Source organism: Actinomadura soli (genome assembly GCF_005889715.1).
GTDB classification, from domain to species: domain Bacteria; phylum Actinomycetota; class Actinomycetes; order Streptosporangiales; family Streptosporangiaceae; genus Spirillospora; species Spirillospora soli.
Window position 1 is genome coordinate 16,365 of record NZ_VCKW01000075.1, and the last position, 16,318, is coordinate 32,682.

The following is a 16,318-nucleotide window of genomic DNA, read 5'->3' on the forward strand; positions in this document are numbered from 1 at the left end:
CCTCCTCGGGCTCCGTCCGGAGGCGGGCCCCCCGGGTCTCAGTCGGTTCCGGTCAGTTCCCGGGTCCTGGTCCGCGCCCATCCATCCGCCGCGAGGACGCCCTCCAGCGTCAGCTCCCCGGCCGTGCCCGAACCCCGCTCATCCGCACCCTTCTCCGTAGCGTGCTCGTCCACCACCCGCGCGATCGTGTCGACGATCCCGAGGAACGGGAGGCGCCCCGCGCGGAACGCGTCCACACATTCCTCGTTCGCGGCGTTGTAAACGGCCGGGACCGTTCCGCCCAGCTCACCGGCCCGCCGCGCCAGCGCCACCGCGGGGAACGCGTCGTCGTCGAGCGGGAACAGCTCCCAGGTGTGCGCCTTCGTCCAGTCGACGCCGGGCGCGGCGTCCGGGACGCGGTCCGGCCAGTCGATGCCGAGCGCGATCGGCAGCCGCATGTCGGGCGGGCTCGCCTGCGCCAATGTGGACCCGTCGGTGAACTCCACCATCGAGTGGATCATCGACTGCGGGTGCACCATGACCTCGATCCGGTCCATCGGGACGTCGAACAGCAGGTGCGCCTCGATGACCTCCAGGCCCTTGTTGACGAGGGTCGCGGAGTTGATCGTGATGACGGGGCCCATGTCCCAGGTCGGGTGGTTCATGGCCTGCTCGGGCGTGACGCCGGCCAGCTCGGCGCGGCTCCGGCCGCGGAACGGCCCGCCGCTCGCGGTCAGCACGAGCCGCCGCACCTCGTCGGCGCGGCCGCCGCGCAGGCACTGGGCGAGCGCCGAGTGCTCGGAGTCGACGGGGACGATCTGCCCGGGCCGCGCCCGCTCCTTGACGAGCGGGCCGCCGACGATGAGCGACTCCTTGTTGGCCAGCGCGAGCGTCCGGCCGGCGTCCAGCGCGGCCAGCGTCGAGGCGAGGCCGAGCGCGCCGGTCACCCCGTTCAGCACCACGTCGCACGGCCACGCCGCGGTCTCCGCGACCGCGTCCGGACCGGCGACGATCTTGGGGATGGGGAAGTCGCCGGACGCGTAGCCGCGCCGCTTGGCCTCGGCGTAGAAGGCGAGCTGCAGCTCCTGCGCGGCCGACGCCTTGGCGACCGCGACGACCTCGGGCCGGAACTCAAGCGCCTGCTCGGCCAGCAGCCCGACCCGTCCGCCGCCGGCGGCGAGCCCGGCGACCCGGAACCTCCCGCGGTTGCGGCGGACGACGTCCAGCGCCTGGGTGCCGATCGAACCGGTGGAGCCGAGCACGACCAGCTCGCGGGCGGGCGCGTCGGGGTTTGACGGAGACATCACCGGACCATTGTCGGCCATCGCGGGGCCGCCGGGCGCGCCGTCGCCGGTGTGGCGGCGCCGGGTCGCATATGCCCTGGCCAGAGCTCGTGCCGGGCGACACGTGAGGCTTTGCCGCCCTTTTCACCTGCGCCAAGGGTGACAACACCCTTCCCCGCCTATAAAGGGGGTACGTGACGTCGACTCCCGCCAGGGGGATGGGTACATGGGCCAAACGGACGAGCCGACCGTGGACCCGGGTGGGCTGACCACAGCCCAGCGCCTGGGTGACGCGTGCGTCGTCTGCCGCAAGAAGTGGCCCCGGCCGCGCGTCCGCGTCGGCCGCCTGCCGGATTCGACCGGGGTGTTCGCGTGCGACGACTGCGCACCCGCCCCGCCGGTACCCCGCGCACGGCGGGGCTCTCGGGAGCCGCTCACGCACGCCGGACGGCCGGTCGGGGAGCGGCCGCCGGCGATGACGACGGCCCCTTCCGCCTGACGGACGCCGTCGTCGAGGAGGTCTCTCCAGGGAGAAGGGTGACCCGGGCATTCGGGGGGAAGCCCGGGACCACCCCGCAGGCGCGCCCGGCTGGGGGCGGTCGGGCGCGCCGGAGAGACCTTTCCCCGCCCTAGGCCTACAGCTTCGTGGACTCGATCCACGTCCTCGTCCACTCGGCGTAGTCGGTGCAGTCGCTCTTCTCCGCCTCCTCGGACTTCCCGGCCCTGCCGCAGGTCTTCGACGGCGCGTGCGCGAACGTGATGTCGTCGATGTAGTCGCGGTCGCCGACACGGTAGGCGGCGCAGAATCCCGGCTTGAGGCGGTCGCCGGAGCAGGCCAGCGGGTTGGCGGGCGCGACCCCGGTCCACTCGGCCACCTGCTGCTGGACGTCCGGCGAGGCGGTCCACTGCAGCCACTGGTACATGCAGTTCGGGTGCTGCACCCGCGCGCCGATCATCCACGCGTCCATCCAGCCGGTCACGCCCTCGGACGGGATGACGCCCTGGACGGGCCGGGAGGCGCGGTTCAGGACGTCCACCTGGTAGGGCCACGCCTGGCCCAGCACGGCCCGGCCGCCCGCGAACGCGCTGACGGCCTCGGCGGGCCGCTCCCAGTACTGCCCGACGTGCGGACGCTGCGCGGCCAGGACGCGCCCGGCGGCGGCGAGCTGCCGCGGCGTCAGCGAGTACGGGTCGCGGATCTTCAGCTTGCGCTCCTTGCCCTTGAGGTAGAGCGCGGCCTCGGCGATGGCCAGCGGGCTGTCGCGCATGACCAGCTTCCCGGAGTACCGGCGGGCCTGGCCGGGGTCGAACAGCGCGGCCCAGCTCCCCGGCTGCGGGACGGCCCTGGTGTCGTACATGAGCAGGTTGACGCCCCACACGTACGGGATGCCGTAGTACTTGCCGTCGCGCCTGAGCTGCCCGCGCAGCTTCGGCTCCAGCTTCTTGTAGCCGTCCACGAGGTCGGTGTTGACGGGCGCGACCTCGTTCTCGGCGATGAGCCGCCCGGCGACCTCGGGGGGCGCGGCGACGCCGTCGTACCGGCGGTCCTTGTCGCGCATGAGGCCGGCCATGTCCTCCGGCGTCTTGGCGACCTTCAGGCCGACCTTGCAGCCGGTGCGCTCCTGGAACGGGGTGACCCAGTCGACGCGCGGGTCGGTGCTGCCGCCCTCGGTGGCGCCGGGCAGCGTGAGGAGGTTCAGCATGCCCTCGCCGGGCCCGAGGGTGCTCGCCACCTGCGCGGCACCGACCGGCTCCTTGTCGTCGCCGCCGCCGGACGCGCCGAGCCCGGCGGCGGCCAGCGCGAGGGCGACCGCCACGGCCGCCCCCACCTTCACCCGCCTCGTGGCCCTCACCCGCATGTCGCTCCCCGATTCGTGCCCGGGACCCCGCCTTTCGCGCGCGGCCCTCCGTCGGCGCAGCGTAGCGTCTCCGGAACGGGAAGGAGGCCGGGACCCGTGGAGAACGGCGTTCCGCGCTCCGTTCCGCACCGGTGGCCCGCCATTCCCGCCTGTTCCGGCGACCGCGCACGAGTTCATCGCCGGTGTCCGGTGACTTCTCCTCCGAATTGCGGCGGAAGGGGCGATGCCCGCCGAAGTCCGCGACCGCGCTTTTCCGTTCTGTCGCCAGAAGGTAAGAACGGGCTGCCCTATTGGGACACGATCGGAACGCGATTCCGCCGCCGATTGCCGTCCGCAAGTTTCGGACGGGTTGTTAATGGAGAAACCGTCGCGACCCCGGGGGGCGGCGGGTGCTGGCGTCCGCGCCATACACGGAGGTTGCTGGAGAGGGATATGGCGCGGACTGCCGCCCTTCCCGGGGCCGCGGCGGCACCGGCGGACGTGGCGAGGTTGGGGAACAGCGGATCACCTTGCAGTGCTGCCTGGCCACGCGATCGCCGGCACCCGGCCGGACGGCGACGGTGTGACGCCTTCGAGACGGAGGAGATTCGAAGGACGTCGCACGTCGGGCCGGGGGTCGCGGCGGGACGGCCGGGACCGGCCGTGCCGGGTCGCAGGAGGTTTCGGTGCGGTGCGCTCGACCACCTCGATCCGTGCGATGAGCCGTTGCGGGGTGTCGGCCTCCAGGAAGTCGCCGCCGTCGCGGTCCTTCGGCGGCAGCGCCCACCAGCGGCCCGTGAACGGACCGAACCAAATGGTCCAGCCCGGAAATCGCCTGCCGAGCGCGTCCACCTCTGCTGCGTGGTCGACTGCGGTCATCGCGCGACTCTCCTGCACACTGACTTTTAATTCGTCTCCATTAATTGAGACAGTCAGATTGTGTCCTCCGACACAGGGGCCGTCAATGGATGTTGGCATTATTCGTCGGCCGCGGCACGGCGAAAACAACCGACGAGAACGGCGGGCGCGAGCGGGTTTAACCGCTGGTCGGGAAGCCCAAGTTCACCCCTCCGTGACTGGGGTCCAGCCACCGTGACGTGACCGCCTTCGTGCGCGTATAGAAGTGGACGCCCTCCATCCCGTGCGCATGACTGTCACCGAACAGTGAGTCCTTCCAGCCGCCGAAGGAGTAGTAAGCCATCGGCACCGGGATCGGCACGTTGACGCCGACCATGCCGACCTCGACCTCGTTCTGGAACCGGCGCGCCGCCCCGCCGTCATTGGTGAAGATCGCGGTGCCGTTGCCGTACGGGTTGGCCGAGATCAGCTCCATGGCCTCCTCGTAGGAACCGGACCGGACCACCGACAGCACCGGGCCGAAGATCTCGTCCTTGTAGGCGTCCATCTCCGGGGTGACGTGGTCGAGGACGGCCGGGCCGAGCCAGAACCCGTCCCCCGCGCCGCCGAGCACCTCGGGGGCGCGTCCGTCGATCGCGAGCGTGGCGCCCTGCGCGACGCCGCTGTCCAGGTAGGACGCCACCTTGTCGCGGTGCGCCCGCGTCACCAGCGGGCCCATCTCGGACGCGGGGTCGTCGCCCGGGCCGACCTTGAGCCCGCCGACCCGCTCCTTGATCTTGGCCATCAGCTCGTCCCCGACCGGGTCCACGGCGACGACCACGGAGATCGCCATGCACCGCTCCCCCGCCGAGCCGAACCCGGCGGACACGGCCGCGTCGGCGGCGAGGTCGAGGTCGGCGTCCGGCAGCACGAGCATGTGGTTCTTCGCGCCGCCGAGCGCCTGCACCCGCTTGCCGTTCGCCGCCGCCGTCGAGTAGATGTACCGGGCGATCGGCGTGGAGCCGACGAAGCTGACCGCCTTGACGTCAGGGTGGTGCAGGAGCCCGTCCACCGCGGCCTTGTCGCCGTGGACGACGTTGAACACGCCGTCCGGCAGGCCCGCCTCGGCCCACAGCTCGGCGAGCCGGACCGACGCCGACGGGTCCTTCTCCGACGGCTTGAGGACGAACGTGTTCCCGCACGCGATCGCGACGGGGAACATCCACATCGGCACCATCGCCGGGAAGTTGAACGGCGTGATCCCGGCGGCGACGCCGAGCGGCTGCAGGATCGAGTACGCGTCCACCCGGGTCGAGACGTTCTCCGAGAACCCGCCCTTGAGCAGGTGCGGGATGCCGCAGGCGAACTCCACGACCTCCAGGCCGCGGGCCACCTCGCCGGCCGCGTCCGAGACGACCTTGCCGTGCTCGGACGAGATCAGCCGGGCCAGCTCGCCGCGGTGCTCGTTCACCAGCTCGCGGAACCTGAACAGGACGCTCGCGCGCTTCGACAGCGAGGCGTCCCGCCAGCCGGGGAACGCGGCCTTCGCGGCGGCCACCGCCGCGTCGACCTCGGACCGCGCGGCGAAGTCGACCGTCCCGGCGAGGCGTCCCGACGCGGGCTCGTAGATGTCGCCGCGCCGCTCGGCCTCCCCGGCGAACGGCTTCCCGCCGATCCAGTGCGTGACGTGCTTGTTGGTCGCGTGGCTCATCGGGCGGCTTCCCCATTCACTGCTTCGAGCGAAGCGATCAGGATGCCGAGGCCCTCGGCGGCCTCGGCGTCGGTCAGGGTCATCGGCGGGGCCATCCGCACGACGTTGCCGTACAGGCCGCCCTTGCCGATCAGTAGCCCCCGCTCGCGGGCCGCCTCCATCACCGCCGCGGCCAGCGGCGGGCTCGGCTCGCCGGTGCCGGGGTCGGCCAGCTCGACCGCGAACATCAGGCCCTTGCCGCGGACGTCCTTGACGACCGGCAGCCGCTCGGCGGCCGACGCGAGCCCGCCGATGATCGTCGCGCCCTGCTTGGCGGCGTTGGCCTGGAGGTCGTGGTCCAGGACGTAGTCGAGGGTCGCGTTCGCCGCGGCCATCGAGATCGGGTTGCCGCCGAACGTGGAGATCCCGACGGCGTGCAGGCCGTCCACCAGGTCGCCGCGCGCGACGACGCCGCCGACCGCGAACCCGTTCCCGAGGCCCTTGGCGAAGGTCATCATGTCCGGGACGACGCCGTGGTTGCCGATGCCCCAGAAGCTCTGGCCCGTCCGCCCCCAGCCGGTCTGGACCTCGTCGGAGATGAGCAGGACGCCGGACTCGTCCAGGACGCTCTTGTACGCGGCGAGCAGGCCGTCCGGCGGCATCGTGAACCCGCCGACGCCCTGGATCGGCTCGGCGATCAGCGCGGCGACGTCCCCGCTGGTCGCGGTGGCGAGCACGTGCCGCAGGTCCTGCACGCAGGCGTCGATGTACTGCTCGTCGGACATGCCCGCGAACTGCGGGAGCTGCCGGTCGGCGCCGTGCAGGAAGTGGACGTCCAGCGGGGAGAACGACACGTTCGTCCAGGCCCGGTTGCCGGTGACGCCCGTCGCGGCGAACGACCGGCCGTGGTAGCTCTGCCGCATCGCGAGGACCTGCGGGCTGCGCCGCGCGTACGCGGCCAGCAGCAGCGCCGTCTCGTTCGCCTCCGTCCCGGAGTTGGTGAAGAACACCTTCGCGTCCGGGATGCCCGACAGCCGGGCGATCTTCTCGGCCAGCTCGACCTGCCCCCGCAGCAGGTACGCGGTGGACGTGTGCACGACACCCGTGGCGAGCTGCCGCTCCACCGCGTCCCTCACCTCGGGCACGTCGTACCCGAGCATGTTGGTGAGGATTCCCGTGAAGAAGTCGAGGTAGCCCTTCCCCTCCGCGTCGGTCACGCGGTTGCCCTTGCCGCCGACGATCTCGATGGGGTCCTGGTAGTTGAGCGCGACCCAGGACGGCATGACCGCCCGGTGGCGCCTGAGCAGATTCGCGTGTTCCGACATGCCACAAGTCTCGTTCGCCCAGGACGCCGCGGAAACCCGCAGAGTGTCAGGACCCTCAGCCTCCCGTTAACGCTCTGATGGCGCCGACGGTCTGTAACCATGTGATCATCACTCTTGACACTCTGTCCGGATAGGATCGCGGGTGATGCTGCCCACACTCGACGACGTCCTCCAGCTCGACGCGGTCCGCCGCGGCCAGCCGCACGTCGTCGCGGGCGCGGACCGCACCGGCAACCGGGTCCGCTGGGTGCACGTCGCCGAGGTCACCGACATCGCGCACCTGCTGCACGGCGGCGAGCTCGTCCTCACCACCGGGATCGCGCTGCCGGACGAGCCCGAACGGCTCCGCGCCTACATCGCCGACCTCGCGGAGGTCGGCGTCAGCGGGCTGATGATCGAGCTGGGCCGCCGCTATCTCAGCGTCCTGCCGCCCGCCCTGACCGGCGCCGCCGAAGACCACGGCCTCCCCGTGATCGTCCTGGCCCATGAGCCGGCGTTCGTCGACATCACCGAGTCGGTGCACGCCCGCATCGTCCAGGACCAGTTCGCCGAGCTGCGGGCGTCCGAGCAGCTGCACGAGATCTTCACGCAGCTGTCGGTCGAGGGCGCGTCCACGGACGAGGTCGTCCGGCAGGTCGCGTCGCTGGGCGGGCATCCGGTCGTCCTGGAGAACCTCTCCCACCAGGTGCTCGCCGCCGACGCGAACGGCGCCGACCCGTCCGAGCTGCTGTCGGCGTGGGAGACGCGGTCGCGCGCCGTCCGGCCGGGCCGCCGCACCGGCTACGACGCGACCTCCGGCTGGCTGATCACCATGGTCGGCGCCCGCGGCGAGGACTGGGGGCGCCTCATCATCGACCTCGGCGCGCCGCCGTCGGCCCGCGACACCGTCCTGATCGAGCGGGCCGCCACCACCCTCGCCCTCGGCCGCCTCCTCGACCGGCACGCCGAGAGCGTCGAGCGCCAGGCGCACGGGACGATCATCGCCCGCATCCTCGCGCACGCCTACTCCGACCCGCAGGAGGCCGCCGCCCGGGCCCGCGCGCTCGGCGTCCCGCTGTCGGGCCGCCGGCTGCTCGGCGTGGTGCTGCGCCACCGCGGCCCCAAGACCTCCGCGCCGCCCGTCGGGGAGCTGTCCGCGCTCGCCGAGACGGCCGCCGCCGCCTGCAAGGACGCCCGCCTCGCCGCGCTCGTCGGCGTCCTGGACGAGGGCGGCCCGCACGCCCGCGTCGGCGTCCTCGCCTCGCTGCCCGCCCGCGCCGACGTGGAGACGGCCCTCACCGAGGTCGCCACCCGCATCCGCAAGCAGTCCGGCGAGACCGTCATGGCGGCCGGGTCCCTCGTCGAGACGATCCGCGACGTCCGCCGCTCGTTCCTGGAGGCCGAGCAGGTCGCCGACGTCGCCGCCCGCGCGGCCGGGGCCCGCCTCTTCTACCGCCTGCCCGACCTGCGGCTCCGCGGGCTCCTGCATCTCCTCCGCGACGACGCCCGCCTCCAGACCTTCGTTGAGCGCGAGCTGGGCCCGCTCCTGGAGTACGACGCCGAGCGCGGCAGCGACCTCACCCGGATCCTGGAGCTGTACCTCGAGTCGGGCCGCAACAAGGCCGTCGCCGCCCAGCAGGCCCATCTGTCCCGTCCCGCCTTCTACGAGCGGCTCCGCCGGATAGAGCGCGTCCTGGACGCCGACCTCGACGACGTGGAGTCCTGCGTCTCCTTCCACGTCGCCCTGCTGGCGCTGAGCTCCGTCCGCTGGGAACGTTCCTGACCAGGCACCGTCCGGCGAAGACGGCCCGCGACGAGGGCCCGCGCGTCTACCCTTCGGTGCATGACGGACGCGGCGTTGCATGTGCATCGGTATGGGGATACGGCGGGCGATCCGGTCGTCATGCTGCACGGGGTCGCGGGCCACGGGGCGCGCTGGCGCCGGACGGCCGAGCGGTACCTGGCGGACCGGCCGGTCCTGGCGCCCGACCTGCGCGGGCACGGGCGTTCGCCGCACGAGCCGCCGTGGACGGTCGAGCAGCACGTCTCCGACCTCCTCGCCACGCTCGACCTGGAGGGCGTCGAGCGGGCCGACCTCGTCGGGCACTCCTACGGCGGGATGATCGCGCTGCATCTGGCGCGGGCCGCGCCGCGGCGGGTGCGGCGGCTCGTCCTGCTCGACCCGGCGATCGGGCTCGACCCCGCCAAGGCGGCCGCGGAGGCGCGCGGGCACATGGCGCCGGTGTCGTTCGGCGACGTCGCGGAGGCGCGCGCGGCCCGCGTGGCGCGGTGGCGGGAGGCGCCGGACGAGGCGGTCGACGACGAGCTCGCCGAGCATCTCCAGCACGGCGCCGACGGACGGCTGCGCTGGCGCTACGAACCGGCCGCGATCGTCGCCGCGTACTCGGAGATGGCGCGGCCGCACGTCCCGCCGCCCGTGGACGTCCCCACCCACCTGGTGATCGCGGCGCGGGCCGACCTGGTGCGGCCCGAGTTCGTGGTCGACTGCCGCACGGCGCTCGGGCCGGGCCTCGCGATCAGCGAGATCGAGGCCGGGCACATGCTCTACGTCGACCGCCTGGACGAGACGGGCGCGCTGCTCAGCGAGTGGCTCGGCGGAGGCGCCGGCGGCCGGTGAACGGCGGCAGGGTCAGCGGGGTGTGCAGCCCCGGCCTGGCCTCGGCCACCGCGGGGATGGCGTTGACCAGGCGCAGCGCGGTCGCGAGCGTCCCGGGGACGGACGGGTCGGCGGCACCGGGACCGGCGACGTCCAGCCGCCACGGCGGCTCCCCGGCGATCTCGACGCGGTGCCCGCCGGGCTCGCCGAACGGCGGCGCGGGCCAGTGCGGCGCGAGGTCCTCCCGGAGCCGGGCCACGTGCTCGACGGTGATCACGGGACGCCCGCCGAGCAGGCCCGACACCTGGAACCGGAGGCCCGCCGTGGTGCCCTTGGCGATCCGCCCGGCGGGGACGTCGAACGACTCGGGCGCCGGGCACAGCTCGTAGGTCTCCTCGAAGTCGTCCAGCGGGACGGCGAGCTGGTCGGCGATGAGGCGGATCATCGGCCCCCACATCAGCGTCGGCAGGCCCGGCCGCACGACCGGCGGGCGGTGCCCGATCGGCCCGCCGAAGCCGAACTCGCGGACCTCCTCCCGCCGCGCGCAGCACATGATCTCGGTGATCCTGATGCCGTCGAGGTGCAGGCTCGCGCCGCTGAGCAGCAGCGGAAGCAGGTCGGTCATGGGGCCGGGGCCGGTGGTGAGGCAGGCGGCGCCGCCGGTGGCGCACGCGGCGCGGAGCCGCCGGACGACGGCCTGGTCGGCGGACGCCGGATGCACCATCGGGGTCAGGGCGTTCGTCACCACCCCGGCGCCGGACTCCAGGATGCGGCACACCTCGTCGACGACCCGGCCCGGGCCGCAGGCCGTGTGGCTGATCACGTGCGGCCGGAGGGCGAGCAGCGGTGCGGGGTCCTCGGTGGCGAGCACACCGGTGGGACGGCCGGTCCCGGCCAACTCGGCGGCGTCCAGCCCCGCCTCGCGATGGTCGCCGACCACCACGCCGGCGAGTTCGAGATCCGGATGCTCGATGATCGCCCGCAGTGACTGCCTGCCGAGACGCCCGGCGGCCCAATGGCCGACAAGATACGACATACCACCTCGTTTCTGACCAAGCGTTCGGTCAAGTGCGCGCATTGTAAGCAGGGCGTTCCTGCCAGGACGAGCCCCGCGCGGGACGTACATCGGTGCACGGAGGGGCACAACCATCTGGTGACACTTCGCACAGGCCCGCGCACTTTCGGGGTGGAGGAGGAGCTGCTCCTCGTCGATCCCGCCACCGGCGTCCCGCAGGCGGTCTCCGGCTCCGTGATCCGCTACGCCCAGCGGCACGACGAGCTGTTCCTCACCGGCGGGCGGCGCTCGAAGCCGCTGGAGACCGAGCTGCAGCGCGAGCAGCTGGAGACCGCCACCCCCGTCTGCACCTCGCTCGCCGAGATCTCCGAGCACGTCAGGTCGGCGCGGCTGGCGGCGGCGCAGTCGGCCGCCGGGGTCGGCGTCTCGGTGGCGGCGCTCGCGACGTCACCGGTCACCGTCCGCCCGTCGCTGACGCCGTCGCACCGCTACCAGCGGATGCTGGTCGCCTACGGCCTCGCCATGGACGACCAGCTCACCTGCGGCTGCCACGTCCATGTCGGCATCGAGTCCCCGGACGAGGGCGTCGCCGTCCTCGACCGGATCCGCCCGTGGCTGCCGCCGCTGCTGGCCCTCAGCGCGAACTCGCCGTTCTGGCAGGGCGCCGACACCGGCTACGACAGCTGGCGGCACGAGGTGTGGGGGCGGTGGCCCTCCAGCGGCCCGACGGAGCTGTTCGGCTCCGCCAAGGCGTACCGGACGACGGTCGAGGCGCTGCTCGCCACCGGCGCGCTCCTCGACGAGGGCATGATCTACTTCGACGCGCGGCTGTCGCGGCACTACCCGACGGTGGAGATCCGGGTCCCGGACGTGTGCCTGAACGCCGACGACGCGGTGCTGATGGCCGCGCTCGTCCGCGCGCTGGTGGACACCGCGGCCAACGCCTGGCGCGAGGGCGACCCGCCGGACCCGGTGCGGGCCGACCTGATGCGGCTGGCGATGTGGCGCGCGGGACGGTCCGGGCTGCGGGACGACCTCGTCCATCCGTCCACCCGCTGCGCCGCCCCTGCCGAGCAGGTCGTCGGCGCGCTCCTCGACCACCTGACCCCGGCCCTGGACCGCTCGGGCGACCTCGACACGGTCACGGCGATGCTGGACGGCGTCCTGGAGCGGGGCAACGGCGCCCAGTTCCAGCGCGCCATCTACTCCAGGACCCACGACGTCACAGCCGTAGCCGCAGCCGCCGTCCAGCACACCGTCACCGTCTGAGGAAACAGGGCTCCTCGGGAGGAGCCACACCATCCTCGCCATGACAAGACGTCGGCCGGGGTCACGGGCCGTGCGGCCGGAGGGGCCCCGCGCTGGAGGCCGCACGACCCGACGGGCGGCGGGCCGTTTCGCGAGATGCGCCAGCGGCTCGGGAACGGTCCGCCGCCCGTGACGGGGGTTCCAGGGGGTCGCCCCCTGGGCCAAGGTGCGCTAGCTCGCCTTCCTCCTCTGGAAGGGGAGGTAGCGGTCGGCGCGGCGGGCGCGGGCGAGCAGGCCGGTGGACTCGACGGCGAGGATGCGGTCGAAGCGGAAGGCGCGGACGCCCCGGCGCATCCGGCACCAGCCGACGAGGTACCAGTGGTCGCGGTGGACGAGGCAGGTGACGGGCTCGACCTCGCGGATCGTGACGTTGGCGCCGGCGTCGCCGTAGCAGAGCCGGACGACGCGGTGCTCGGTGATGGCGGCGGCGATCACGCGGGCCCGGTCGGAGGTGGAGCCGTCGAGGGGCCGGGTGAGGGTGGCGAGCGTGGTGGTGACCACGTCGTCGTGGGGGGCGGCGTCGAGGAGGGTGTGCAGGGCGCGGCGCGCGGTGGTGGCCTGCGGGCCGGCGCCGAGGTGCGCGAGCGAGAGCGCGAGTGCGGCGATCTCCGCCGCGGTGAGCGGGGCGGCCGAGGTGGGCGCGGTCTGAGGGTGCGTCGCAACGTTCGCCATGGTTCGATCATACGTTCGAACACTGACATTTTGGAGGGCCGGGGGACGCTCGGATCGCGTCTTGTGACTCAGCTCGGGGCCCCGCACGACGATGATCGGCATCGCGCTTGAGAAGGCGACCTTCGATGGTGAAAACTTGGGCACCAAAACGTGCTCTATGTGGGGGAATCGGGGCGAACATGGGCCGACCGTGGACCGGCGTTGAGTGAGGCGCGGGTGGGCCGGCCCCCAATGAGCCGAGACGAGGCGGACCGCGCTCTGGCGCGGCTCCGCGACGAGCGGGAGCGCATAAGCGCCGCCCTGCTCGAACTGGAGGCCTACCAGGGCTACCAGTTGCTGGAGGGGGCGGCGCTGGACGGGGAGACGCGGCGCGTGCAGGCGGAGGTGCGGGCCGGGCTGGCCTCGCTGTGGGCGCTGTTCGACGTCTACGGGCGCGTGCTCGGCGCCGCGGAGGAGCTGCGGGCCCGTCATGCCAGGCCGGGGCAGACGCAGCTCAAGGAGCTGACCTGGCTGCTCGCGGGCCCGTCGGTGGAGCTGCCCGCCGAGGAGGTTCCGCTGGAGCGGCGGACGCTGCTGTCCGCCCCGTCCGGCGAGAAGCTGACCCTGCGGGCCGCGGTCGAGCGGATGACGCCGCTGTACGAGGAGGCCGCGCGGGCGGTCGCGGCGCTGGACGCGGTCTGGTCGGCGCTGCTGTCGCGGCTCGCCGAGGTGGAGGCGGAGCGCCGGGCGGCGGAGGAGCTGCTGGAGTCCCTGGGCGGGGCCGAGCCCGACCTCGACCGGCTCCGCGCCGACCTCACCGCCGTCGCCGCGGTGGTGCGGAGCGACCCGATGGCGCTGGCGCGCGACGGCCGCGCCGACACCGGGCGGCTGGACGCGATCCGCGCGGGGCTCGCCGGGGTGCGCCGCGGCCTGGAGGAGGCGGAGCGGCTGCGGGACGGGTTCGCCGGCCGGCTCCGCGCCGTCGCCGCCGTCCTGGACCAGCTGCGCGGGACGGAGGCGGAGGCCCGCCGGGTCCGGGACGAGGTCCTCGCCAAGATCGTCAAACCGGCGCTGCCCGACCTGCCCGAGCTGTCGCCCGCCCTGGCCGATCGGCTCGCCGCGGTCGCCCGCCCGGCGCCCGGCGCCGGCTGGAGCGATCTGGCGGAGCGGGTCGCCGGCCTGGAGCGGGCGGCGAACGACGCGCTGGACCGGGCGCGGGAGGCCGCCGGCGTGATCCGCGGCCTGCTGGACCGGCGCGAGGAGCTGCGCGGACGGCTGGAGGGGTACCGCGTGAAGGCTGCGAGACTCGGCCACGCCGAGGACACCGAGCTGATCCAGATCTACGAGCAGGCTCGCGAGCTGCTGTGGACGTCCCCCTGCGATCTGCGAAAGGCGACCGTGACTCTGTCGGGATACCAGCAGGCCATCAACGCGCGGGCGAAGGGAGTGGAACGATGAGCCAGTGCACCGAGCCGGGCTGTACCGGGACCATTGACGGCGGATACTGCGTCCTGTGCGGCGTGGCCGCGTCGTCCACCCCGCCGCCCGCCTCATCGTCCGCCGCCGCCGCGTCCTCCGGCTCGCCGCCCGTCCAGCTCGCTCAGTCCGTCCAGCCCGCTCAGTCCGCGCCGAACGCGTGCACGCAGCCCGGCTGCACCGGGACGATCTCGGACGGCTACTGCGACGTCTGCGGCAATCCGCCCGCGAGCGCCGCTGCCGCCGTACCCGCCCCGCGGGCGCCGGTCGCCCTGCCGCCCGACGCGTGCCGCATGCCGGGCTGCACCGGGACGATCATGGACGGCTACTGCGACGTCTGCGGCTCCCCGCCCGCCCACACGACGCTCACCGCGCGGGCCGGAACGTCCGGCAGCACGAGCACGGGCGGCACCTCCGGGACCGCGCGGACGGGCAGCACCCGCACCGGGTCGGCGCGCTCGTCGGCACGCCGGGGCATGCTCGGCGCGGGCTTGGTCGAGGTGCCCCGCGTCCCGTACCGGGACCCGTCCACCGCCGTGATGAACGACCCGCAGGTCGCGGAGGGCAAGCGCTTCTGCAGCAACTGCGACCATCCGGTCGGCCGGGGACGCGGCGGCCAGCCCGGCCGCACCGAGGGGTTCTGCCCGAAATGCGGGACCAAGTTCTCGTTCACGCCGAAGCTCCGCCCGGGCGACCTCCTCGGCGGGCAGTACGACGTGCTCGGCTGCCTCGCGCACGGCGGCCTCGGCTGGATCTACCTGGCCAAGGACAGGAACGTCAGCGACCGGTGGGTGGTGCTCAAGGGCCTGCTGGACAGCGGTGACGCCGACGCCATGGCGGCCGCGGCGGCCGAGCGCGCGTTCCTCGCCGAGGTCGAGCATCCCAACATCGTCAAGATCTACAACTTCGTCCAGCACGACGGCGACGGCTACATCGTCATGGAGTACGTGGGCGGCCAGTCGCTCAAGGACATCCTGCTCCAGCAGCCGCAGCCCTCGGGCGAGAAGCACCTCCCGCTCGCGCAGGCCATCGCGTACGGGCTGGAGGTGCTGCGCGCGTTCGAGTACCTGCACGCGCAGGGCCTGGTGTACTGCGACTTCAAGCCGGACAACGTGATCCAGTCCGAGGAGCAGCTCCGGCTGATCGACCTCGGCGGCGTCCGGCGGCTGGACGACCCCAGCGGCGCGATCTACGGCACCGTCGGCTACCAGGCGCCCGAGATCGCCGACGCCGGGCCGTCCGTCTCGTCCGACCTGTACACGGTCGGGCGGGCGCTTGCCGTGCTGAGCTTCCCGTTCCGCGGCTTCACCAGGGCGTTCACGACCTCGCTGCCGGAGCGCGCGCAGGTCCCCGTGCTCCAGCGGTTCGAGTCGTTCGACCGCTTCCTGCGCCGGGCGACGCACCACGATCCGGCGCAGCGGTTCCAGGACGCGGCGGAGATGGCGGAGCAGCTCACCGGCGTGCTGCGCGAGGTCCTGGCCGCGGAGGACGGCGTGCCGCGTCCGGCCCCGTCCGGGCTGTTCGGTCCTGAGCGGTTCGCGACGCGGATGGCGGGCGGCGAGTCCGGCGAGTCGGCGCTGCCGCCCGTCCCGCCCGCCGTGGCCGCGGCGGCGCTGCCGGTGCCGCTGGTGGACGGGTCCGACCCGGCCGCCGCGTTCGTCTCGGGCCTCAGCGCGCTGGAGCCCGAGCAGGTCGTGGAGGCGGCGAAGAACGCGCCTGAGCGCACGCCCGAGGTGAGGCTGGCGCTCGCCCGCGTGAACATCGAACTGGGCGCGGCGGCCGAGGCGCAGGCGCTGCTGGACGAGCTGGAGGGCGAACGTCCCGGCGACTGGCGGGTCAACTGGTACCGCGCCGTCGGGCTCCTCGCGCAGGGCCGGGTGGCCGAGGCCGAACCCTGGTTCGACCATCTGTACGGGCTCCTGCCGGGCGAGGCGGCGCCCAAGCTGGCCCTCGCCTACTGCCGCGAGCGGACGGCGCCGCACGAGGCCGTCCGCCTGTACGAGATGGTGTGGCGCACGGACCAGAGCTACATCAACGCCGCGTTCGGCCTCGCCCGCGTGCATCTGGCGGCGGGCGCCCGGCCCGCCGCCGTCGCCGCGCTGGACTCGGTGCCGAAGATCTCGATCCGGTACCTGCCCGCGCAGGTGGCGGCGGTCGCGACCGCGGTCCGCGGGCGCCCGCCCGCCGAGCTCACGGCGGCCGAGCTGGTCGCGGCCGGTGACCGCCTCACCGCGCTCGACCTGGACGGGGAGCGCCGCGACCGGCTGGCCGCCGAGGTGCTGGAGGCCGCGCTCGACTGGCTCCTCGACGGGGCGGGCGG

At 73.6% G+C, this 16,318-nt stretch carries 12 protein-coding genes; 5 read left to right on the forward strand and 7 right to left on the reverse strand.

All coding sequences use genetic code 11. The features are described from left to right. Positions 1–38: 38 nt before the first annotated feature. From dxr to ETD83_RS16670, 5 genes are all read right to left on the reverse strand, one after another. A complete protein-coding gene (dxr, locus tag ETD83_RS16645) occupies positions 39–1,283 on the reverse strand; it encodes a 1-deoxy-D-xylulose-5-phosphate reductoisomerase (protein WP_138646057.1) in 1,245 nt (414 codons plus the stop codon). Between the two features lie 614 nt (positions 1,284–1,897). Then, positions 1,898–3,115 (reverse strand): ABC transporter substrate-binding protein, encoded by a 1,218-nt coding sequence (locus tag ETD83_RS16655; protein WP_230420953.1) that lies wholly within the window; start codon positions 3,113–3,115, stop codon positions 1,898–1,900. A gap of 510 nt (positions 3,116–3,625) precedes the next feature. Further along, entirely contained in the window at positions 3,626–3,979 is a 354-nt protein-coding gene (locus ETD83_RS16660) for a hypothetical protein (RefSeq protein WP_138646043.1), read from the reverse strand. A 157-nt stretch (positions 3,980–4,136) separates the two neighbouring features. Beyond that, complete coding sequence (locus ETD83_RS16665) at positions 4,137–5,648, reverse strand: CoA-acylating methylmalonate-semialdehyde dehydrogenase (protein WP_138646044.1); 1,512 nt, start codon at positions 5,646–5,648, stop codon at positions 4,137–4,139. After that, positions 5,645–6,952 (reverse strand): aspartate aminotransferase family protein, encoded by a 1,308-nt coding sequence (locus tag ETD83_RS16670; RefSeq protein WP_138646045.1) that lies wholly within the window; start codon positions 6,950–6,952, stop codon positions 5,645–5,647. The genes ETD83_RS16665 and ETD83_RS16670 overlap by 4 nt, the downstream gene beginning before the upstream one ends. Before the next feature lie 145 nt (positions 6,953–7,097). On the opposite strand from ETD83_RS16670, the gene ETD83_RS16675 reads away from it, so the two are divergent. Then, the gene (locus ETD83_RS16675; RefSeq protein WP_138646046.1) at positions 7,098–8,714 is read left to right on the forward strand and encodes a PucR family transcriptional regulator; all 1,617 of its coding nucleotides are present in this window, start codon (positions 7,098–7,100) and stop codon (positions 8,712–8,714) included. Positions 8,715–8,774: 60 nt separating this feature from the next. Further along, positions 8,775–9,569 carry an alpha/beta fold hydrolase gene (locus tag ETD83_RS16680; protein WP_138646047.1) on the forward strand — a complete coding sequence of 265 codons (795 nt, stop codon included), beginning with the start codon at positions 8,775–8,777 and terminating at the stop codon, positions 9,567–9,569. Here the strand turns inward: ETD83_RS16680 and ETD83_RS16685 are convergent. Then, positions 9,532–10,584 (reverse strand): NAD(P)H-dependent amine dehydrogenase family protein, encoded by a 1,053-nt coding sequence (locus tag ETD83_RS16685; RefSeq protein WP_138646048.1) that lies wholly within the window; start codon positions 10,582–10,584, stop codon positions 9,532–9,534. The genes ETD83_RS16680 and ETD83_RS16685 overlap by 38 nt on opposite strands. Positions 10,585–10,701: 117 nt before the next feature. On the opposite strand from ETD83_RS16685, the gene ETD83_RS16690 reads away from it, so the two are divergent. Next, complete coding sequence (locus ETD83_RS16690; RefSeq protein WP_230420954.1) at positions 10,702–11,832, forward strand: glutamate--cysteine ligase; 1,131 nt, start codon at positions 10,702–10,704, stop codon at positions 11,830–11,832. Positions 11,833–12,042: 210 nt separating this feature from the next. On the opposite strand, the gene ETD83_RS16695 is transcribed toward ETD83_RS16690, so the two are convergent. After that, positions 12,043–12,543, reverse strand: a complete 501-nt coding sequence (locus tag ETD83_RS16695) for a helix-turn-helix transcriptional regulator (protein ID WP_138646050.1) — start codon at positions 12,541–12,543, stop codon at positions 12,043–12,045. Between the two features lie 231 nt (positions 12,544–12,774). Between ETD83_RS16695 and ETD83_RS16700 the strand changes: the two genes are divergently transcribed. Then, positions 12,775–13,980 (forward strand): hypothetical protein, encoded by a 1,206-nt coding sequence (locus ETD83_RS16700; protein ID WP_138646051.1) that lies wholly within the window; start codon positions 12,775–12,777, stop codon positions 13,978–13,980. Then, positions 13,977–16,318: serine/threonine-protein kinase (locus ETD83_RS16705; protein ID WP_138646052.1), on the forward strand; the 2,342-nt coding region annotated here is incomplete at its 3' end. The genes ETD83_RS16700 and ETD83_RS16705, both read left to right, overlap by 4 nt.